This is a genomic window from Methylocaldum marinum (genome assembly GCF_003584645.1).
Taxonomy (GTDB): Bacteria; Pseudomonadota; Gammaproteobacteria; order Methylococcales; family Methylococcaceae; genus Methylocaldum; species Methylocaldum marinum.
Genome location: NZ_AP017928.1, coordinates 6,022,695 through 6,044,705, shown reverse-complemented (window position 1 = coordinate 6,044,705; position 22,011 = coordinate 6,022,695). Strand labels below are relative to the sequence as shown.

Below are 22,011 nucleotides of genomic sequence, written 5' to 3'. Positions count from 1 at the left end.
CCCGTTCGAAAAATCGGTTCACCGAGTAACCGTACATCGTGGACTCATTCACACCCGCGCCGCACACGGCGCTGAAACAACATGAAATTCGACAAACTGCTGGCATCGCTGTTGATTCTCGGCTACGGCTTATCGGCGCTGCAACCCGCCCATGCGCAGCTCAACCTGGAGTTGCCCGAAATCGGCGACCCGACCGGAACGCTGATGACCCCGCAGCAGGAGAAAGAACTGGGTGCCGCTTTCTTCCGCAGCCTCCACGCCCAGCTTGAAGTCAGCCAAGACCCCGAAGTCAATGATTACATCCAGTCCATCGGACAAAAACTGGTCGGGTCCAGCGACAACCCGGCGCAAGCGTTTCACTTCTTCGTGGTCAACGATCCCACCGTCAACGCATTCGCGGGGCCGGGCGGATACATCGGCGTGAACTCCGGATTGATCCTGACCTCGGAAGCCGAAAGCGAACTCGCTTCGGTACTGGCTCACGAAATTGCACACGTCACGCAACGGCATCTTTATCAAACGTTCCAGGCCGCCGGACGCCTGGCGCTGCCCACCGCCGCAGCGATGCTGGCCGCCGTCCTGCTGGGCACGAAATCCGCGCAACTGGGCCAGGCGGCCCTGATGGCCGCACAAGCCGCCAATCTTCAGTATCAAATCAATTTTACCCGCGACAACGAAGCCGAAGCCGATCGCGTCGGCATGCAGATTTTATCGAAGTCGGACTTCGACCCTCGCGCGATGCCGACATTCTTCGAAAGAATGCAGCAATCCACCCGCTTCGTCGGCCGGGAATTGCCGGAGTTCCTGCTGACTCACCCGGTGACGGTGTCCCGTATCTCGGATACGCGCGGGCGCGCGGAACAGTTTCCGTATCGCCAATACCCCGATTCTTTGGCCTATCAGCTGATTCGCGCCAAGCTGCGGGTACAGACCGCCGCCCGCCCACAGGACGCGCTGAACTATTTCAAGGCCGTCCGCGGCCAGGGGACCAAGCTACAGCAGGACGTTTCAGAGTACGGTTTGGCCCTGGCATTGATCGTCAACGCGCGTGCGCGGGACGCCAAACCGATTCTGCAGAGGCTCATGAAGACCTATCCCGAACAGTCTCAACTCCCCAACGCACTGGCCGGCGCCGAATTGGAAACCAAGGATTACCCCAGTGCACTCCAACTCTACGAATCGGCGCTGCAGCGCTTTCCGGAAAACCGGGCGCTGACGCTCAACTACGCCCGCACCCTGCTCACCACCGGCAAAGCGCAGCAGGTGCGCAAGCTGTTGCAGGAATACGTCCGCCGTCATGCCGCCACGCCGGAAGTGTATAAGCTGATTGCACAAGCTTACAGTCAGCTCGGCAACGAAGCCGAATCGCACCGCTACGTCGCCGAATCGTATTACGCTGCGGGACAAGGCCGCGCGGCCATCCTGCAACTTCGACTGGCCAGGAAGACTTCCGGCGATAATTTTTATCTCAACTCGATCATCGACGAGCGCCTGAGGCAACTGCACTCCGAGGAGGAAGAGCGGAAAAAACGATGAGGCGGCGAGACGCGGTGCCCGGCAGTTCGGCCGGGCCTATTCAAGATCCCGAACGCCGCGCTCGATTTCGCCCTGCTTGCGAAGCTGCCGCTTGAGGATCTTGCCCGCGGCGTTTTTGGGCAATTCCGGCTGAAACACGATCTTGCGGGGAACCTGGTGGCGCCCTAGATGTTCCCGGCAGAAGGCGCGCACTTCGGCTTCCGTGGTCGGCGTCGATTCATCGATCGCGACGTAGGCAACCGGAATTTCGCCGTGCAAATCATGCTGCTCCCCGACCACCGCAGCCTCGCGAATCGGCGGAAAACGGTAAAGCACCTCTTCGATCATGCGCGGATAGACATTCATGCCGTTGACGATGATCAGGTCCTTCTTGCGATCGACGATACTGAAATAACCATCTTCGTCGCGCATCCCCAGATCGCCGGTCAGAAACCATTCGCCGCGAAAAACCTCGCGCGTCGCATCAGCTTGCTTCCAGTATCCTTTCATCACGTTAGCGCCGCGCACGGCGATCTCGCCCACCTCGCCGCAAGCCAAATCGTGCCCCTCATCGTCGATGATTTTCATTTCGACGCCCGGTAGCGGCAAACCCACGGTTCCCGGTTTAATGAGTCCGTCGATGGGATTCACGCAGGTCACCGGCGAGCATTCAGTCGGTCCGTCGCCCTCGTAGATCCGGATATCGAATTTTTCTTCGAAACGCCGCAGAAGCTCGACCGGGAGCGCGGCACCGCCGGAAACGCAATAGCGAATCGTCGAAAGCAGCGGCACGCGCTCGTCCTTGAGCCGCAACAAAACCGAGTACATGCTGGGCACGCCCAGGAAAATCGTGGCCCGACTGGCGTGTATGGCATCGGCAACCTGATCGGGCTCGAATCGCGGGAGGGGAACGAAAGCGCAGCCGTTGGTCAGCGGCGTGAGCATGCCGACCGTGGCAGCGAAGGCATGAAACATCGGGAGAACCAGAAGGACGACGTCCAGCCCGGGGCGCCAACGCATGGCTTCCCGGATGCTCCGGGTGTTGGCAACCAGGTTGCCGTGGGTCAGCATCGCCCCCTTGGGACGCCCGGTGGTGCCCGAGGTATAGAGAATGACGACCAGATCCTCTTGCGGGTCGCACTCGATCTCCGGAATCGGCGCATCCGTGTGCAAGAACGCATCGAAAGTGGTGGCGCCCTCTGCCTCGCCGCCGATACAAACGCGAAGCCCTATCCCGGGAGCATCCTGAAGCACCGACTGCGCCTGTTTCGCAAACGCCTGGTGGAAGATCAGGCCCTTGGCGCCGGAATCGTCGAGAATGAAGCCGATTTCTTCCGTATTCAAAAGCAGATTGATCGGCACCACGGTCGCTCCCGCTTTCACGATGCCGGTGTAGGCGATGGCGAATTCCGCGGAGTTCGGACAGTAAAGCGCGACCCGGTCCCCTTTGTCCACACCGCCGGCCGCCAGGGCCGCCGCCATGCGATCCGATCGATCGCCCATGGTGGCATGATCGATGATTTGGGATCCCTGGATGACCGCGGGTCGATCAGGATAAAGCCGAGCACTTTCCCGGAGTGCGTGGATCAACGACGACATGGTGGCAACTTCCTCCAATCGGCTTGAGCGCTGCTTGCGGAGCGTCAAGAACGAAAAAACAATCCCGCCGGCGCGTCAAGCACAACAGCGGGATTTTTTGTTTCAAGACCGATTGCTTGATTTAGTTTACGACTCTGTGGCCTCTATTGCGGAGACAATTGATGTAGGCCCGCTTGTATTGATCGTCGCCCGAAACACCACTGTAACCGGCTCCGCCAAGACCACCCGCGGCAGCACCGACCGCAGCCCCTCCGCCCGGATTGCCCGCCACCGCACCGACCGCGGCGCCCGTCGCGGCGCCCAACAAAGCGCCGGCCGCGGCGCCCTTCGCGGCTTCAGTTCCGGTACTGCCGGCTTGGCGCGCGATCATTTTGCATTCGGCAAGATCCTGCTGCAGCCTATACGCATTGGGATCGTTATAGGTGTCCACTACCGGCTCCCACCCGGTGTAGGTTGCACAGCCGCTCAAAGCCAGTACGGCGCCAACAAAAACAGATAACTTTTTGACCATAAGCCGTTTCACTCGCATAGGGAGGTTGATCGAAATATCAGCAATGGTATCCGGAGCACGGCTACCGAATTGCTCGAATTACTATAGCAAACTCTTCTCGCACGCTTCGTGCGAGAAGGAATGTACCTCATGATCCAATCCCGACCGTCCCCGGTCAACCGAGAATGGCTTCCCCGCGGGCCAGATTCGGGAGTTGGCCGCCCAGGCCCATCGCATAACGCATGACCAATTTTTTGGCCGGCGTTATCCGCTCCGCCAGTCCCAGACCCAAATTCCGGATCAGTCGCAATGGACGGTTGGCATTGCCGAACACGCGATAAAACAAATCCATCGTCGTCATCATGACCAGATTATTGTTGCGGCGCATGCTTTCGTAGGTTTGCAGCACGTGGGCAGCGCCTATGTCGCGACCGCTTTTGTGAGCGCCGACCAGCACTTGCGCCAGGGCCGCGGCGTCCAGAAGGCCGATGTTGACGCCCTGCCCCGCCAGCGGATGAATCATATGGGCCGCATCGCCGATCAAGGCCACGCCCTCCTTACTATAATTCAAGGCGTGCTGGCGCTTGAGCGGGAAACTGCCTTTCGCCGAGATCCGCTTGATTTCGCCCAACACGGGGGGGAATTCGGCGACCAGTTCGCGGAGAAGGACCTCGTCCGGCAGGGCTTTCAAGCGCCTGACTTCGGCCGGAGCCTCATACCAGACGAGAGATGCATGAGGCCCGTCCAAGGGCAGGAAAGCCTGGGGACCATTGGGCGTAAAACGTTGCCAGGTAATGTCCTGCTGACCGTAACCGGTTTCCACCGTCAGCACCAGGGCGTGCTGCTCGTAATCCCAACCGCTCACGCCCATGCCGGCTACCTGCCGCACACGTGAATAGCCGCCATCCGCGGCAACCAGCAAGCGCGCCGACAACATGCGGCCGTCGTCCAGTTCGACCGTGGAACCCTGCGGTCCGTAATCGATCATTTTGGTTTTGGCGGGACATAGAAAGTCGATATTGGAAAATTCGACCAACCGGTCCAGCAAGGCCAGCTGGACGACGCGGTTCTCGACGATATAGCCCAGGACCGGCTCATCGATGTCCTCGCTGCGAAATTCGACGTCGCCCGACCCCTCCCATACCCGCATTCTGCGGAACGGGCAGAATCGCCGGGAAGCGATGCCTTTCCAGGCGCCCACGGTTTTCAGGACGCTGGCGGACGCGATGCTGATCGCGGAAACTCGAAGATCGTGAGGCTGCTCCGGCATAAAAGCCGGCGGCGGCGTCTCCTCGACCACGGCCACTCGCAAACGGCTTCCGCCGAGACCACAACCTAAAGCGGCACCGACCATTCCGCCACCCACAACTATCACGTCATATTTTTCGGCCATTCTATTTCCCCACGACTGCCTAAACTCAACCCGCTCCAAAACTGCTTTAATTTTCGTGCCATAAAGTAAAGGCAACCGGGTTCGGCAAGCAATACCGGCGATTTCCCGCTGCTTTTGGCGCGGATGACCGCGCCGCGAGCAGAGTCATCTTTTGTGGAAACATGGTGTTTCGCTATTCTTTTTGATTGTACGTATCCAGCACACCGGGGAGCGCCCTTGAAAAGAAGGGCGGGTTTCTTTATATTTCTTGCCCATTTTGGCTAAATGGGCGACTTTGCGTCGCCATTTCGGAAATTTCAAAACAGAATAGCAAACACGAATTCTTGACTGTTGTGGCGGTCCATTACTGGAGCTGCAATGTTCTCCTGTAAACCGCGAACCGGCAAACGACAGACCACCCCCCTGACAGAGGTACACCATGAGTTTCAACGCCATACCCGCCAAGCAAGGTCTCTACGACCCACGCAACGAACATGACGCTTGCGGCGTAGGTTTCATCGCCCACATCAAGGGCCACAAGAGTCATGACATCGTCTGCAAGGGGCTGGAACTACTAAAAAACCTGACTCACCGCGGAGCGGTGGGCGCGGACCCGCTGGCAGGCGACGGTGCCGGCATCCTGATACAGACACCGGATGCTTTTCTCCGCGATGAATGCTCCGCGCTCGGGATCGCCCTTCCCGAATATGGGCATTATGGCGTGGGCATGCTGTTCTTGCCGGGCACGCCGGAACATCGTGCGACCTGCGAGAGAATCGTGGAGGATTTCATCCACGCCGAAGGCCAAACCGTTTTGGGCTGGCGTGACGTTCCGGTTGACAACTCGACGCTGGGCGAATCGGTCAAGGCGATCGAACCGGTCATCCGCCAGGTATTCGTCGGAAGAGCGAAAAATCTCGCGGATCAGGACGCGTTCGAGCGCAAGCTGTTCGTCATCCGCAAGCAAATCGACCAGAAGATTCGCACTTTGAATCTTGCGGAAGGCAAGATGTTCTACATTCCTTCCTTTTCGTCCCGCACCCTGGTCTACAAAGGCATGCTGCTGGCCGATCAGGTCGGCGTGTTCTACCGCGACCTCCGTGACGAAAAAATGGTGTCGGCGCTCGCTCTGGTACACCAGCGCTTCTCCACCAATACCTTCCCGACCTGGGACTTGGCCCATCCGTTCCGGATGATCGCCCACAACGGTGAAATCAACACCCTGCGCGGCAACATCAACTGGATGGCCGCCCGGCGCCACTCGATGTCGTCCGAAGTCCTGGGCGAGGATCTCGACAAGATCTGGCCGCTGATCGCCGAGGGCAAGTCCGACTCGGCCTGCTTCGACAACGCTCTGGAGCTTCTGGTCATGGGCGGCTATTCGATGGTTCATGCCATGATGCTGCTGATCCCGGAAGCCTGGGCCGGCAATCCGCTGATGGATGAAAAGCGCCGCGCCTTCTACGAATATTATTCTGCCCTGATGGAACCCTGGGACGGTCCCGCAGCCGTTGCCTTTACCGACGGACGCCAGATCGGCGCCACGCTCGACCGAAACGGCCTGCGTCCCGCGCGTTATCTCATCACCGACGACGACACCGTGGTCATGGCTTCCGAGATGGGTGTCCTGACTATTCCGGAACACAAGATCATCAAGAAGTGGCGTCTGCAGCCCGGCAAGATGTTCCTGATCGACCTCGAACAAGGCCGTATCATCGACGATGCCGAAATCAAATCCGAACTCGCCAATCGCGAGCCGTATCAGCAGTGGCTCAACGATACCCAGATTCAACTGGAGAAGCTGCCGGCCGAAATCGCCGCCATGCCGCCGGATTCACAGACCCTGCTCGATCGCCAGCAAGCGTTCGGCTATACCCAGGAAGACATCAAGTTTTTCCTGACGCCCATGGCCCTGAGCGGTCAGGAACCGGTCGGCTCCATGGGTATCGATGCGGCGCTCGCAGTGCTTTCCAAGCGTTCGCGACTGCTTTACGACTATTTCAAGCAAGGCTTCGCCCAGGTCACCAACCCGGCCATCGACCCGATCCGCGAAGAACTGGTCATGTCGCTGGTGTCCCATATCGGTCCGCGACCGAACCTGTTGGCCCTGCACAACGGTGGCAGCCACAAGCGACTGGAAGTGCACCAGCCGATCCTGACCAATAAGGATCTGGAGAAAATCCGCCGCATCGAGGCCCGCACCGGCGGCGCCTTCAAAACGAAAACGATAAGCTTCTGCTACTCGGCCGATACCGGCGCCGGCGGCATGGAACCGGCGTTGAAAGCCTTGTGCGCAAGGGCCGAACAGGCGGTGCACGAGGGCAACAATATCCTGGTGCTGTCCGATCGGGAAATCGACGCGGAGCACATCGCGATTCCGGCGCTCCTGGCCACCTCCGCGGTTCATTATCACCTGACCCGGACAGGCCTGCGCACCAAGGTCGGACTAGTCGTGGAAACCGGTGAAGCGCGCGAGGTACATCACTTTGCGCTGCTGGCAGGTTACGGCGCCGAGGCCATCAATCCGTACCTGGCCTTCGACAGCCTGTCCGACCTGCGCGAGAAACTGCCGGAACAGCTACCCGAGGACGAGGTGCACAAGCGCTATATCAAGGCGATCGGCAAAGCCCTGCTCAAGATCATGTCCAAGATGGGTATTTCGACCTATCAGTCCTACTGCGGCGCTCAGATCTTCAACGCGGTCGGCTTGAGCGAAGAGTTCCTGAACGAATATTTCACCGGCACCGTCTGCACCATCGGCGGAGCGGGACTGAAAGAGATCGCCGAAGAAACCGTGCGCCGGCACCGTGTGGCGTTCAGCGATGCCCCGCTGTACCGGACTGCTCTGGACGTGGGCGGCGAGTACGCCTACCGCATTCGCGGCGAAGACCATGTCTGGACCCCGGAGACTATCTCCAAGCTCCAGCACGCCACACGCACCAACAACTGGGAAACCTATCTCGACTACACCCGCTCGATCAACGAGCAGAACGAGCGCTTGCTCACCTTGCGCGGATTGATGGCGTTCAACCTCGACGACCGCGAATCCGTGCCCCTGGACGAAGTGGAACCGGTCACGGAGATCGTCAAGCGTTTCGCCACCGGCGCCATGTCGTTCGGATCGATTTCCTACGAAGCCCACACCACCTTGGCCGTCGCGATGAACCGCATCGGCGGCAAGTCGAACACCGGCGAAGGCGGCGAATTGCCGGAGCGCTTCAAACCCTTGCCCAACGGCGATTCCATGCGCTCGGCCATCAAACAGGTGGCTTCGGGCCGTTTCGGCGTCACCACCGAATATCTGGTCAATGGCGACGATCTTCAAATCAAGATCTGCCAGGGCGCCAAGCCCGGCGAGGGCGGCCAACTGCCCGGTCACAAGGTGGATGCCGTGATTGCCAAGGTGCGCCACTCGACTCCGGGTGTGGGCCTGATCTCCCCGCCCCCGCACCACGATATCTATTCCATCGAGGACCTGGCGCAGCTCATTCACGATCTCAAGAACGTCAATCCGGCCGCGCGCATCAGCGTCAAGCTGGTGTCCGAAGTGGGCGTCGGCACGATTGCGGCCGGCGTCGCCAAGGCGCATGCCGATCACGTCACCATCGCCGGCTACGACGGCGGCACCGGCGCCAGCCCGATCACCTCGATCAAGCATGCCGGGCTGCCCTGGGAAATCGGCTTGGCCGAAACCCACCAGACCCTGGTCTTGAACAAACTGCGCGGACGCATCTGCGTACAGGCGGACGGCGGCATGCGCACCGGGCGCGACGTCGTGATCGGTGCACTGCTGGGTGCGGACGAATTCGGCTTCGCCACCGCCCCGCTGATCGTCGAGGGTTGCATCATGATGCGCAAATGCCATCTGAACACCTGCCCCGTGGGCGTCGCGACGCAAGACCCCGAACTCCGCAAGCGCTTTACCGGCCAGCCCGAGCACGTGGTCAATTTCTTCTTCTTCATTGCCGAGGAAGTACGGCAGTTGATGGCGAAGCTCGGTTTCCGCCGGTTCGAGGAAATGATCGGACGCTCCGACAAGCTCGACATGCGCAAGGCCATCGCTCACTGGAAGGCCGCCAAGGTCGATCTGTCCCGGATTCTTTATCGCCCGGAAGCCGGACCCGGCGTGGCTATCTTCAATTGCGAACCTCAGGATCACGGACTTGACAAGGCTCTGGACCACAAGCTGATCGAACTGGCTGGCCCGGCTCTGGACGAGCGCAGGCCGGTCCGCATCGAAATGGGCGTGCGCAACTACAACCGCACGGTCGGCGCCATGCTGTCCGGGGAATTGGCAAAGCGTTACGGCCATGCCGGCCTGCCCGAAGATACCATTTATGTTCGGATGAGAGGCACGGCCGGGCAGAGCTTCGGCGCTTTCCTGTCGGCCGGCATCACGCTCGAGCTTGAAGGCGACGCGAATGATTACGTCGGCAAGGGGCTATCGGGTGGACGCATCGCCATCTACCCGTCTCCGGAATCTCCGGTGGTACCCGAGGAAAACATCATCGTCGGCAACACCGTGCTATACGGCGCCATCAGCGGCGAATGCTATTTCCGCGGGGTCGCGGGAGAACGCTTCGCGGTACGGAACTCCGGGGCGATCGCCGTCGTCGAAGGGGTCGGCGATCATGGCTGTGAATACATGACCGGCGGCATCGTCGTGGTTCTCGGCTCAACCGGCCGCAATTTCGCCGCGGGCATGTCGGGCGGCGTCGCCTATGTGCTCGACGAGGCCGGCGATTTCGAACACCGGTGCAACTTGGCCATGGTCGAACTGGAACCGGTTCTGGCCGAGGACATTGCCCTGGAAAACCTGGATCACCAGGGCGGCGATCTGGAAACCCACGGGATGGTGGACATCATGCACGACATGACACGGTACGACGTCCAGCGCCTGCGCACGCTCATCGAAAAGCACCGCCGTTACACCGGCAGTGGCCGAGCGAAGCAAATTCTCGACAATTGGCCTGCTTATGCGCCGCGTTTTGTCAAAGTCATGCCGGTCGATTACCGTCGAGCGCTCGAAAAGATGCAGAAAACCAAAACGCAGACCGAAGTTCACCACTAGAGGCCGGGGCGCGGCGAAAACGCGCCCTCCCCCGCTCCGAACTCACGACCTAAGATGTAAGGCGCTTCGGCACTAAAAACCCCGAAGACCAGCGCCTTCTCGTGCAACAAAGCACAGTAACGAGGTAGAAACAGAATGGGTAAACCCACGGGATTCATGGAAATCTCACGTCAGGATAGACGCTACAAACTGGTGGCCGACCGTCTCCAGCACTATCAGGAGTTCGTCGTCCCGCTGACCGACGAAGAAGTCAGCCGCCAGGGGGCACGCTGTATGGATTGCGGTATCCCTTATTGTCATCAGGGCTGCCCGGTCAACAACATCATTCCGGACTGGAATGACCTCGTCTACCAGGGGAACTGGCGCGAAGCCATCGAGGTGCTGCACAGCACCAACAACTTCCCCGAGTTCACCGGCCGCATCTGCCCTGCGCCGTGCGAAGCGGCGTGCACCCTAAACCTCACGGACGAGCCGGTCACGATCAAAACCATCGAATGCTCCGTCATCGACAAAGCCTGGGAAATGGGCTGGGTCAAACCGCAGATCCCCCAGCATCGCACCGGTAAAAAAGTGGCGGTCGTGGGTTCCGGTCCTGCCGGCCTCGCGTGTGCTCAGCAACTGGCCCGCGCGGGCCACAGCGTCGTGGTCTACGAGAAAGCCGACCGCATCGGCGGATTGCTACGCTATGGCATCCCCGATTTCAAGATGGAAAAACACCTGATCGACCGCCGTATTGCCCAAATGCAGGCCGAGGGGGTGATGTTCCGCCCGAACAGCCATATCGGCCGCGACGTTCCGGTCCAGAAACTGCTCGACGGCTACGACGCCATCGTATTGGCCGGCGGTTCGGAGAAGCCACGCGATCTGAACGTGCCGGGCCGCGAGCTTAAAGGCGTTCATTTCGCCATGGAGTTTCTGCCCCAGCAAAACCGCCGCGTGGCCGGCGACACACTTCCGCAGGAAACCAACATTTGGGCGACGGACAAACACGTCGTCGTCATTGGTGGCGGAGACACCGGTTCCGACTGTATCGGCACCTCCGCCCGACACGGCGCGGCTTCCATCACCCAGCTCGAAATCCTTCCGAAGCCGCCGGAAAAGGAAAAGAAAGAGGTTACCTGGCCGAATTGGCCCAACAAGCTGCGTACATCCAGCTCCCACGAAGAAGGCTGCGAGCGCTTTTGGAGCGTCGCCACGAAATCGATCGAGGGGGAAAACGGTCACGTCACGCAAATTCATTGCGTCAAGCTGGATTGGAAGCAGGAAGGCGGACGCTGGGTCATGACCGAAGTCCCGGGCAGCGAATTCTCCTTGAAGGCCGACCTCGTACTCCTTGCCATGGGCTTCATGCACCCGGTACACGAAGGCATGCTTCAGGACCTGGGCCTCGGCCTCGACGAACGAGGCAACGTCAAGGCCAATACCGTGGACTATCGCAGCTCGATGGAAAAAGTATTCGCCGCCGGCGATATGCGCCGCGGACAGTCGCTGGTCGTCTGGGCCATCCGAGAAGGGCGCCAGTGCGCCCGCGCCGTAGACGAGTACCTGATGGGGCATTCCGATCTACCCCGGTAACGCCTCGGCGGCCGGCTCAAGTTTTGGTGAGCCGGCAAATCTCGTCTCTCGCGCACCGAGCCGGAGCAGACTGTCCTGACAGGACGAGCGAGAGCGATTTTATTGCGAGTGCAAGGGCGAATTTTTTCGTGCATTCAAGGCACTGAAGACGAATGAGTTCGCCCCTACGCCTCAACCGCGCCCCGAAACCGCGTTAATCCGCAATCCGGACCGAGCGGAACCGATCGGCAATACGACCGTCCAATTGAGCGTGACATCCCGCCTGCCGAGTCCCCTATCCGTGGCCTTTCACCCAAAGCCTACATGGCGGACAACTGCCGGCGTCAGGCCGTTGGCTGGCGCAATCCCAAGCCCTGGAGCACGTCATGGTAAAACCAACGCTAACGCCTGAGGAACTCGAACAACTGCGCTGGGCTCATCGGCACCTGGAACATCCTTCTTTCGCCGCACGCCTCAGCAATGTCATCGGCACTCCGATAGAACAGACGCTTAAATTGTTGCCCAAGAGCTGGCATCAACGGATCAATAAGGCAGCCGAATTCAGCATCCGCCAGGCAATGGACGTGGCCGCCAGGACGCTTGACGCGGAGCGAGACTTGGCGGCGCAATCCACTTATCACAAGTTTGCGGCATTCGCGGCCGGTGCGGTCGGCGGCTTCTTCGGCCCCCTGGGGCTGCCGGTCGAACTACCCGTCATAACCTTGCTGATGCTGCGGTCGATTGCCGATATCGCCCGCAGCGAAGGCGAGGATCTAGCCACGCTCGACGCACGCATGGCCTGCGTGGAAGTTTTTGCCTTGGGAGGACGATCGACCGAAGACGATGCCACCGACACCGGCTACTATGGACTGCGTTCGACGCTGGCCTTCCATTTCACGAGCGTGGCCAATTCCCGCGGCGCCTCGGCTGGCTATCTTCCGGCCGGCGTGGGATTGATTCGCGGCATTTCGGCGCGTTTCGGCCTGGTCATTTCGGACGAAGCCGCCGTACGGATGGTACCGGTAGCGGGAGCCATCAGCGGCGGCCTGTTAAACCTCGTTTTCATGCAGCATTTTCAGGACGTGGCACGCGGGCATTTCATCCTCCGCCGTCTGGAACGAAAATACAAACCAGACGTCGTTCGTAAGGAATACGAACGGGTTCAAAAAGATGAAACCAGAATGACAAAAGGATTCAGCCCACTGGAAGGGTGGTGACGGGATGGCCCGCGACCGCACTTCATTCCGGTCGAATTTCTCCGCTTTCCGAACCGGCTCATAGCTCGCCGTAAAACAAATAAACGATCAGCGTCGTGCCCAGCAGAACGACGAGAAGGTTCGCAAGCACCCCTACGCCGACCCGATAGCCGCTCGGGATCTCAATGGGCTTCAGAGTTTTAAGCACCTTTCGATACTGGATCGTTGACAGAATCGCGATGATGACACCGAAAGCCACGAAAGCAATGCCTAGCCAGAATGAAAGGCCTTTTTCCAAAGTCTCCCCGGGTTTTGAAAAAACCAGGTGCACGAATAATCCGAAACGCTCGATCACGAACCCGAATGCCATCCAGGCCAAGCTGGTCCGGTTCCAGGCCAGAAGGGTGCGTTCCGCCGCAAAAAATACGCGCGGGTCATTAAGCTCCGACATCGGGATAGTCTCTGGGCAGTCTTGACAAATTAATCGGATAATCCTGGAAACGGCAGCCCGACGTGCTCGAGTGTGCGGCGGCTGGGCGGCTGACCAGCCAGTTCTGAGCCCCGTCGAAGGGCCTGTCCTGAGCTCGGTCGAAGGGGCGCGACGCCGCCAGGGCGGTCCCGCCCGCCATGCAATCGGGGCCGTAGCCGCTTCACCCAAGCGGTGACATCGGAAAAAGGGAAGACGGCCGGACCACATGAGGCCTTTCTACTCAATTCCAAGCGGTCACGTGCCGTTTCTAGGATAAAATGCCCCCAGTCGCCGCGTACGGGTTACAGACGGTCTCTCGGGGCCCCATGAATGCCGAGCGCTCATGCTCAAAGTTTCGCTGAAGGCCCCTGATCCGCGCCCCGTGTGACATTCTCGGCGTATTTGTGACAGAATTGCACGTTTAATTCAACACGGAGTCCATGACATGCGCGTGATCCTACTCGGAAGTCCGGGGGTCGGAAAAGGCACTCAAGCCAAAGCCATAATGGAGAAATTCGATATTCCGCAGATCTCGACGGGCGATATGCTTCGGGCTGCCGTGCGGGAAGGTACGCCCTTGGGTATCGAGGCGAAAAAAATCATGGATTCGGGTGCCCTGGTCTCGGATGAAATCATCCTCGGGCTGATCAAAGAACGCATTACCCACGACGACTGCAAGAACGGTTTCCTTTTCGATGGGTTCCCGCGCACTATCGCTCAGGCGGAAGGGCTTGCCAAGATGGGAGTTTCCATCGACCACGTCATCGAGATCGTCGTGGACGACGAAGAGATTGTCAAGCGCTTGAGCGGTCGCCGGGTGCACCCCGCATCCGGACGCACCTATCATGTGCTGTTCAACCCGCCCAAGGTCGAAGGCGTGGACGACGTCACCGGAGAATCACTAATTCAGCGGGATGACGACAAGGAAGAAACCGTACGCAGACGACTCGAGGTTTATCACGAACAGACCAAGCCGCTGGTAGGCTATTACAAGCAGAAAGCCGAACAGGGAGACGTAAGATTCGCGAGCATCGACGGCGTCGGCCGCGTCGAAGCCATTCGCGACAAGATTTTTTCGCTGTTGCAATAGCTCCGGCTCGTCCGACTAGCCGCGGCATCCGTGGAACGCCGGCCTCAGATTTCATCTCGAACGCCCCATTCACCCGTGTAAAATCCGCCACCCAGAAGAGCCCATGTCCGCCAAAACGCTTTACGACAAATTATGGGACGATCACGTGGTTTACTCCGAACCCGACGGATCGACCCTCATTTACATCGATCGTCATTTGATCCACGAGGTAACCTCTCCCCAGGCCTTCGAAGGTCTGAGACTGGCGGGCCGTAAGCCCTGGCGGGTCACTGCCAACCTCGCGACGGCCGACCACAACGTGCCGACAGCAGGACGCGAGCACGGCATCGGCGACCCCGTTTCCCTGCTTCAGGTCGAGACCCTGGACCGAAACTGCGCCGACTTCGGCATTACCGCGTTCGGCATGAACGACGAACGCCAAGGGATCGTACACGTGATCGGCCCCGAACAGGGCGCGACCCTGCCCGGCACGACCATCGTCTGCGGCGACTCCCACACCTCGACGCACGGCGCCTTCGGCGCTCTCGCCTTCGGCATCGGCACCTCCGAAGTGGAACATGTCCTCGCCACCCAAAGCCTGCTCCAGAAAAAAGCCAAGAACATGCTGGTCAAGGTGGAAGGGCAACTCGGCCAGGGCGTCACCGCCAAGGACATCGTGCTGGCCGTGATCGGCAAGATCGGTACCGCCGGCGGCACCGGCTATACCATTGAATTCGCGGGATCGACGATCCGCGGCCTGACGATGGAAGGCCGCATGACCTTGTGCAATATGGCGATTGAAGCCGGAGCCCGGGCCGGACTCGTGGCCGTGGACGAAGTAACGATCGATTATCTGAAAGACCGGCCTTGGGCACCGAATGGGGATTTGTGGGAACACGCCGTAGCAGCCTGGCGGCAACTGCACAGCGACGACGGTGCCGTCTTCGACAATGTGGTCGAGCTCGATGCCTCCGAGATCAGCCCCCAAGTCACCTGGGGCACCTCGCCCGAACTGGTGGTGCCGGTTGACGCGGCAATACCCGACCCTGCGAAGGAAAAGGACTCGGTGAAACGCGAAAGCATGAAACGTGCCCTGCAGTATATGGATTTGAAGCCGGGTATGCCGGTCACCGACATCCGCGTGGACAAAATTTTCATCGGGTCGTGCACAAACGCCCGCATCGAGGACTTGCGCGCGGCCGCCGAGGTGGTCCGTGGCCACAAGCTTGCGAGCAACATCAAACAGGCCCTGGTGGTACCGGGATCGGGGCTGGTAAAACGCCAGGCGGAGCAGGAAGGCCTGGACCGCGTTTTTCGAGAGGCAGGCTTCGAATGGCGCGACCCCGGTTGCTCCATGTGCCTCGCGATGAATGCCGATCGCCTGGAACCCGGCGAACGCTGCGCTTCCACGTCGAACCGCAACTTCGAAGGACGCCAGGGCTACGGTGGCCGCACCCATCTGGTGAGCCCCGCCATGGCGGCGGCTGCCGGCATCCATGGCCATTTTGTCGACGTCCGCCGACTTCCGGCGATACCGTCTGCCCCAAGCCGACCCAAGAAAGCTGCGGCCAAGTCGGCGGCCGCAACGAAGACGAAATCCGCTGCCGCGCCGAAAAGGTCCAAACCCGCTGCTTCGACTCGAAATCAGTCTGTGCGCAAGAGGAAAACCGAGCAATGAAAGCTTTTCGCCGTCTCACCTCCAGAGTCGTACCTCTGGACCGTGCCAACGTGGATACCGATGCCATCATTCCCAAACAATTTCTGAAATCCATTCGCCGCAGCGGGTTCGGCCCCTATCTGTTCGACGAATGGCGTTACCTGGATCGGGGCGAACCGGATATGGACTGTACCCACCGGCCGCTGAACCCGGATTTCGTGCTCAACCAGCCGTGCTATTACGGAGCGCGAATCCTTTTGGCGCGCGAAAATTTCGGCTGCGGCTCGTCGCGCGAACATGCCCCCTGGGCACTGGAAGACTACGGTTTCCGCGTCATCATCGCGCCGAGCTTTGCCGACATCTTCTTCAATAATTGCTTCAAGAACGGCATTCTGCCGATCGTTCTCGATACAAAAACCGTCGCTGGCCTGTTCGATCAGGCGGGTCCCGGCTTCGATCTCACCGTGGATCTCGCGACTCAGACCATCACTACCCGCTACGGCGACAAAATCCATTTCGACATCGATCCTTCGCGAAAATACCGCTTGCTCAACGGTTTGGACGACATTGGTCTGACCTTGCAGCATGCCGACAAAATCCTGGCTTACGAAGCGAGCCGCCGCCGGAATGCGCCTTGGCTGTTCCCGGAATACGCTTAGCTCTGAAGAATGAAGAGAGAATCATCAGGTATGACCAAAAAGATTGCAGTATTGCCCGGCGACGGCATCGGCCCGGAAATCGTCGCTGAAGCTTTGAAAGTTCTCGACTGCCTCAAACAGGATTTCGGGCTCGAGATCGAAACGGAACAAGCGTTGATCGGCGGCGCCGCCTACGATGTCAAAGGTACGCCGCTGCCCGAGGAAACCCTCGCCCTGGCGAAAGCGGCCGATTCGGTGCTCCTCGGCGCCGTCGGCGGCCCCAAATGGGAACCGCTGGATTATTCGGTGCGGCCGGAACGCGGTCTTTTGGGAATACGCGCCGAACTCGAACTGTTCGCGAATCTTCGCCCGGCTATCCTCTACCCGCAACTGGTCGCGGCATCGACGCTGAAGCCGGAGGTGGTCTCGGGGCTGGACATCATGATCATCCGTGAGCTGACCGGAGGCATCTACTTCGGCAGGCCAAGAGGACGCCGCATCAACGAGAACGGCGAACGGGAAGGTTTCAACACTCTGATTTACAATGAATCGGAGATCCGCCGCATCGCCCACGTCGCGTTCCAGATCGCGCAAAAACGCAACCGAAAACTGTGCTCCGTCGACAAGGCCAACGTGCTGGAATGCACCGAGCTCTGGCGCGAGATCGTGGTCGAGGTCGGCTGCGAATATCCGGATGTCGAGCTCAGCCATATGTACGTCGACAACGCCTCGATGCAGCTGGTGCGGGCGCCCAAACAATTCGACGTGATGCTGACCGACAACATGTTCGGCGACATTCTCTCGGACTGCGCCGCCATGCTGACCGGATCCATCGGTATGCTGCCCTCGGCCTCACTTGACAAAAACGGCAAAGGGATGTACGAACCCATTCACGGTTCGGCGCCCGACATTGCCGGCAGGAGTATCGCGAATCCGATTGCAACGGTACTGTCGCTGGCCATGTTGCTGCGTTATAGTTTCGGCGATGCCGGTTCCGCGGATCGCATCGAAAAGGCGGTGATAACCGCCCTGGACGCAGGTTACCGAACAGCCGATATTTATTCGGAAGGCATGACGAAGGTCGGAACCGCGGAAATGGGCGATGCCATCGTTTCCGCTTTGCGATCATCGAACCACTTATCCTGAATGAGTATCCCCATGAGCAGAACTTTCAACGTTGCAGTCCTCGGGGCCACCGGCGCAGTGGGCGAGACCATGCTTTCCATCCTGGAGGAACGCGAGTTCCCGGTCGGCGAAGTGTACGCGCTGGCCAGCGCCCGCTCCGCCGGACAGCGAATCGAGTTCAAGGGCGGCTATCTCGCCGTGCAGGATGTAGCGGAGTTCGATTTTTCCAAGGCGCAGATCGGCCTGTTCTCCGCAGGAGCTTCGGTTTCCGCCATCTACGCTCCCAAAGCGGCGGAAGCCGGATGCATCGTGGTGGACAACACCTCCTGCTTCCGCTACGAGGACGATATCCCCTTGGTGGTGCCGGAGGTCAACCCGGAAGCCATCGCACAGTACAAGACGCGGGGCATCATCGCCAATCCGAACTGCTCCACGATCCAGATGCTGGTTGCTCTTAAACCCATCCACGACGCCGTCGGCATCGAGAGAATCAACGTCTGCACCTACCAAGCGGTATCCGGCACCGGCAAGCAGGCAATCGAGGAGCTCGGCAAGCAGACGGCCCTATTGCTGAACGGCAAGCCGATCAAGCCCGAGGTCTATCCCAAACAGATCGCGTTCAACGCCCTGCCCCAGATCGACGTCTTCATGGAAAACGGTTACACCAAGGAAGAAATGAAAATGGTTTGGGAAACCCGCAAGATCATGGGTGACGACAGCATTCAGGTGAATCCGACCACCGTTCGGGTTCCCGTGTTCTACGGCCATTCGGAGGCCGTGCATCTCGAAACTCGGGAAAAACTGTCCGCGGCACAGGCACGGGAACTGCTCCGTCGGGCGCCGGGTATCGTGGTTATCGACGAACACAAACCCGGAGGCTATCCCACCGCGGTAACCGAGGCAGCCGGGCACGATGGCGTTTTTGTGGGACGCATTCGGGAAGACATCTCCCATCCTCGCGGTTTGGATCTCTGGGTCGTAGCCGATAACGTACGGAAAGGTGCAGCGCTCAACAGCGTCCAAATTGCCGAGACGCTGGTAAAAACGTTCATCTAGGCTAAGCTTTCCTTCAGCAATCTAGGCAACTTCCGCCGCGCATTCAGCAGCGGAATCGATTGGAAAAAGGAGCGGCAATAAGTGCGTAAATTATCAAGAACCTTGGCGATGATGAGTCTACTGGCCCCAATGGGAGCAAGTGCGCTAGGTATTGGGGACATCAGGCTACGCTCCGCTCTGAACCAGTCCCTCAATGCCGAAATCCCCTTGGTCCTCTCCGGCGGGGATTCGCTGGCCGACGTCAAAATCGCACTGGCGCCTCCCGAAGCCTTTGCCAAAGCCGGCCTGGAACGGCATTATTTTCTTACGAAGCTGCGTTTCAACGCGCTGCAGAAGCCTGACGGCACTTATGCCATCGAGGTCAGCTCGAATGACGTCATGCGCGAGCCGTTCGTCAGCTTCCTGGTGGAAGTCAACTGGCCGCGGGGACGTGTAATCCGCGAATATACCGTGCTGCTGGACCCGCCGGCCACGTTTGCCGACCGGGCGCTCGTCGATGCCAGCGCTCCCGCCGTATCCCCCCATCCGAACAAAGATGTCGCGCAGACGGCAGAAACGCCGGCCGCACCCGCCCCATCCCATGAACCCGGGCCTCGGGAATTCCAGCCCAGGCCCTCGACCGTAACGGCCTCGTCCGAAGGCGCGATCAGCGGTACTGAATTCGGGCCGGTCAAGAAGGATTCCACACTTTGGGAAATCGCCAAACGCGTCAACCGGGACTCCGACGTCTCGCAGGAGCAAATGGTCATCGCCCTGTACCGCAATAACCCGCATGCGTTTTATGGAAACAGTCCGGACACGCTGAAAGCCGGTGAAACGCTGAAAATTCCCGACCGCGAATTCATCCTGAGCATATCCCGTTCGCAAGCACGAAATGAACTCTACCAGTCGACGGCTGCCCGGAGCGGAAAACTTGCAGGCCGCAGCAAACAACAAAGCTCGGATATCGCGTCCGGAGCGGACGCTGCAACGCAGGCTCAGCTCAAATTGTTGGCACCATCCGACACCAAGACCAAAGACGAGGAAGCGGTCGTAGGGACATCGGGCGGAACCGCGAAATCCAAGGGCGAAGTCGCGCTGGAAGTCGCAGAGACGCTCAAACAGGAAAACGAAGATCTCCGTTCCCGATTGTCCGACCTCGAGCAGCAGTTGTCCGAGATGCACCGCCTTCTGACGCTCAAGAACGAACAGATCGCGCTATTGCAGGAACCGCAGGCACAAACGGCCTCCGCCGAGCCCGCGAAGCAGGGAGCCATTGATCCGGAACAAGCGATCGAACAGGCCATACTGGAGCAAGAGGCGCTGGCTCCGCAGCAAGCGCCCACTCAGCTCGAAAATACGCAGCCCGAGCAAGCGGCCAGCCAGGAGGAGTCCACTCCTCCCCCGCCACCCGCAGAGGTCAAACCCGAACAGCCGAAAGCGGCCGCACCCAAGCCCGTGCCGCCGCCCCCGCCGGAAGAAAAGAGCGTCTGGGACGAGTTGTTCGAGCATCCCAGCTATCTCGGCGCCGGCGCAGGAGGTCTGATGTTGCTGGCGGTCATACCGTGGCTGTTGGCCCGCCGCCGTGCGGCCATGATCGAAGAAACCGAAAGCATCCTGATTGCGACCGAAAAGGAAAACCTGCAAAAGGCAAGAGCTGCGGATTCCAAATACGACACCACAATGTCGGAATCCGCGCCGCCGGCAAAGACATCTTTTCTGAGCGAATTCACGCCAAGCGACTTCGATGCTTTAGGAGCCGAAGCCGACGAGGTCGATCCCATTTCCGAGGCCGATGTTTATCTCGCTTACGGCCGCTACAAGCAGGCGGAGGACTTGATCCGTAATGCGATAGAGCAAAACCCTGAGCGAGACGAGTGCAAGCTCAAGCTCTTGGAAATCCACTATGCGACCGAGAACCGGAACGCTTTCGAGAGCTTTGCCCAGGAACTCAAGGACCAAGGCAAGGATAACGACCCGGATTTCTGGGAAAACGTGGTCGAGATGGGACGGGAGTTGTGTCCAACCCACCCACTCTTCAGCGCATCGCTGTCTTCCGGCCCGGGGGATCTCCTAGCCCCTATCGACCTTACCGACGAACTGATCGAAGATTTGAAACGATTCGATAACGAAGTCGCGGATACATCCGAGTCTACTGAGGAAGAACGAATTCCCCTTGACTTCGATCTCGATGCGTCGCTACCTGCAGAACTTCCGGAGATGGCCGCCGAACGCGCCGATCTTGAGTTTAAAGTCGAAGGTTTGAGCACTAAAGCGACGGCTGCCGTCGAACAACCTGCTGACGATGGATTTCCGGAACTCGATAATCTGATCGCCTTCGATACCGGCAAATCGGAATCGAAACCACGCAAAGAAGAAGATTCGGTGCAAAGCACGAAGGATGCTCTCCCGCTCGAGCCGGAAGCCGGAGCAAAGAGCGAGAAAACGCCGGAGGACAGCGACGCTGCGCAGAAATTCGACGACAAGATGTTCGACTTCGATTTCGGTTCCTTCGCACTCGAGAATCCGCAGCCGAATACCGCCGAGGCTGAAGCTCAATCGCCGGAACCTGCCGACGAAAATATGTTCGCCGCGGAAACCTTTGCTTCTCATCTTGAAAGCGCAGCTCGTGAAGATGCCCCTCATCAATCCATAGACGACCTCCTGCGCGAGCTGGATAGAAGAGAAAACGTGCTGCGAGATGATGCACCGAACTCTGCTCAGGCCACCTCGGATTCGAACTCCGAAACACCAACTTTCGACTTCGAAATCGACTTGCCCTCATCAGTCGAAGGCGACACCATAGACTTGAATGTGGAAGAGTTCGAGGGCCTTTCGGTCGAGGACCAGGGGAATGAATACGCTCCGCTGGCCGATATGGACCAGTTGGAGACCAAATTGGATTTAGCTAAGGCGTATGCCGATATGGAAGACAAGCAGTCTGCGCTGGAGATGCTCAAGGAAGTTGTTGAAATGGGCAATGAGGACCAGAAAACGGAGGCGAGATCGCTCATGGATAAACTGGAAATGCGGACGGTTCAATCGGAACCGATATCTCTCGCCAGCCGTCGCCACCGAAACTAGCATGCTATAGGAAAGCGCGCCCGAAATCGCCGATTAAGCTTGATCTGGGCGTCTTCTCTCGCGAAACGCCCATCGCGATCGTTTTTCCGCCGGTTGAGTTCGACTGTCCGGTCCGCAGCTGCCGCCTCGCTTCCAGA

At 59.3% G+C, this 22,011-nt stretch carries 14 protein-coding genes; 10 read left to right on the top strand and 4 right to left on the bottom strand.

Annotation, left to right across the window (positions count from 1 at the left end; all coding sequences use genetic code 11):
• The first annotated feature begins 81 nt into the window (after nt 1–81).
• Nucleotides 82–1,536 (top strand): beta-barrel assembly-enhancing protease, encoded by a 1,455-nt coding sequence (locus tag sS8_RS27255; protein ID WP_119632511.1) that lies wholly within the window; start codon nt 82–84, stop codon nt 1,534–1,536.
• 36 nt (nt 1,537–1,572) lie between these two features.
• On the opposite strand, the gene sS8_RS27250 is transcribed toward sS8_RS27255, so the two are convergent.
• From sS8_RS27250 to sS8_RS27240, 3 genes are all read right to left on the bottom strand, one after another.
• Nucleotides 1,573–3,114, bottom strand: a complete 1,542-nt coding sequence (locus sS8_RS27250; RefSeq protein WP_119633055.1) for a long-chain-fatty-acid--CoA ligase — start codon at nt 3,112–3,114, stop codon at nt 1,573–1,575.
• Between the two features lie 121 nt (nt 3,115–3,235).
• The gene (locus tag sS8_RS27245) at nt 3,236–3,625 is read right to left on the bottom strand and encodes a glycine zipper family protein (protein ID WP_119632510.1); all 390 of its coding nucleotides are present in this window, start codon (nt 3,623–3,625) and stop codon (nt 3,236–3,238) included.
• Nucleotides 3,626–3,779: 154 nt separating this feature from the next.
• Nucleotides 3,780–4,997 (bottom strand): UbiH/UbiF/VisC/COQ6 family ubiquinone biosynthesis hydroxylase, encoded by a 1,218-nt coding sequence (locus sS8_RS27240; protein ID WP_119632509.1) that lies wholly within the window; start codon nt 4,995–4,997, stop codon nt 3,780–3,782.
• Between the two features lie 418 nt (nt 4,998–5,415).
• Between sS8_RS27240 and gltB the strand changes: the two genes are divergently transcribed.
• The 3 genes from gltB (at nt 5,416) to sS8_RS27225 (ending at nt 12,818) form a co-directional block, all read left to right on the top strand.
• Nucleotides 5,416–10,047, top strand: a complete 4,632-nt coding sequence (gltB, locus tag sS8_RS27235; protein WP_119632508.1) for a glutamate synthase large subunit — start codon at nt 5,416–5,418, stop codon at nt 10,045–10,047.
• 135 nt (nt 10,048–10,182) lie between these two features.
• The gene (locus sS8_RS27230) at nt 10,183–11,622 is read left to right on the top strand and encodes a glutamate synthase subunit beta (protein ID WP_119632507.1); all 1,440 of its coding nucleotides are present in this window, start codon (nt 10,183–10,185) and stop codon (nt 11,620–11,622) included.
• A gap of 365 nt (nt 11,623–11,987) precedes the next feature.
• Entirely contained in the window at nt 11,988–12,818 is an 831-nt protein-coding gene (locus tag sS8_RS27225) for an EcsC family protein (RefSeq protein ID WP_119632506.1), read from the top strand.
• Between the two features lie 58 nt (nt 12,819–12,876).
• Here sS8_RS27225 and sS8_RS27220 read toward each other — a convergent pair whose 3' ends face one another.
• Nucleotides 12,877–13,248 (bottom strand): YidH family protein, encoded by a 372-nt coding sequence (locus sS8_RS27220; protein ID WP_119632505.1) that lies wholly within the window; start codon nt 13,246–13,248, stop codon nt 12,877–12,879.
• Nucleotides 13,249–13,711: 463 nt separating this feature from the next.
• Here sS8_RS27220 and adk point away from each other — a divergent pair, with 463 nt between their 5' ends.
• The 6 genes from adk (at nt 13,712) to sS8_RS27190 (ending at nt 21,874) form a co-directional block, all read left to right on the top strand.
• On the top strand, nt 13,712–14,356 hold the full coding sequence (gene adk, locus sS8_RS27215) for an adenylate kinase (protein WP_119632504.1): 645 nt from the start codon (nt 13,712–13,714) through the stop codon (nt 14,354–14,356).
• Between the two features lie 103 nt (nt 14,357–14,459).
• A complete protein-coding gene (gene leuC / locus sS8_RS27210) occupies nt 14,460–16,013 on the top strand; it encodes a 3-isopropylmalate dehydratase large subunit (protein WP_119632503.1) in 1,554 nt (517 codons plus the stop codon).
• A complete protein-coding gene (gene leuD / locus sS8_RS27205; protein WP_119632502.1) occupies nt 16,010–16,651 on the top strand; it encodes a 3-isopropylmalate dehydratase small subunit in 642 nt (213 codons plus the stop codon). Before leuC ends, leuD begins: the two co-directional genes overlap by 4 nt.
• Nucleotides 16,652–16,681: 30 nt before the next feature.
• The gene (gene leuB, locus sS8_RS27200) at nt 16,682–17,776 is read left to right on the top strand and encodes a 3-isopropylmalate dehydrogenase (protein ID WP_119632501.1); all 1,095 of its coding nucleotides are present in this window, start codon (nt 16,682–16,684) and stop codon (nt 17,774–17,776) included.
• 12 nt (nt 17,777–17,788) lie between these two features.
• A complete protein-coding gene (locus sS8_RS27195) occupies nt 17,789–18,811 on the top strand; it encodes an aspartate-semialdehyde dehydrogenase (protein WP_119633054.1) in 1,023 nt (340 codons plus the stop codon).
• Between the two features lie 81 nt (nt 18,812–18,892).
• Nucleotides 18,893–21,874, top strand: a complete 2,982-nt coding sequence (locus tag sS8_RS27190) for a FimV/HubP family polar landmark protein (RefSeq protein ID WP_145986693.1) — start codon at nt 18,893–18,895, stop codon at nt 21,872–21,874.
• Nucleotides 21,875–22,011: the final 137 nt, after the last annotated feature.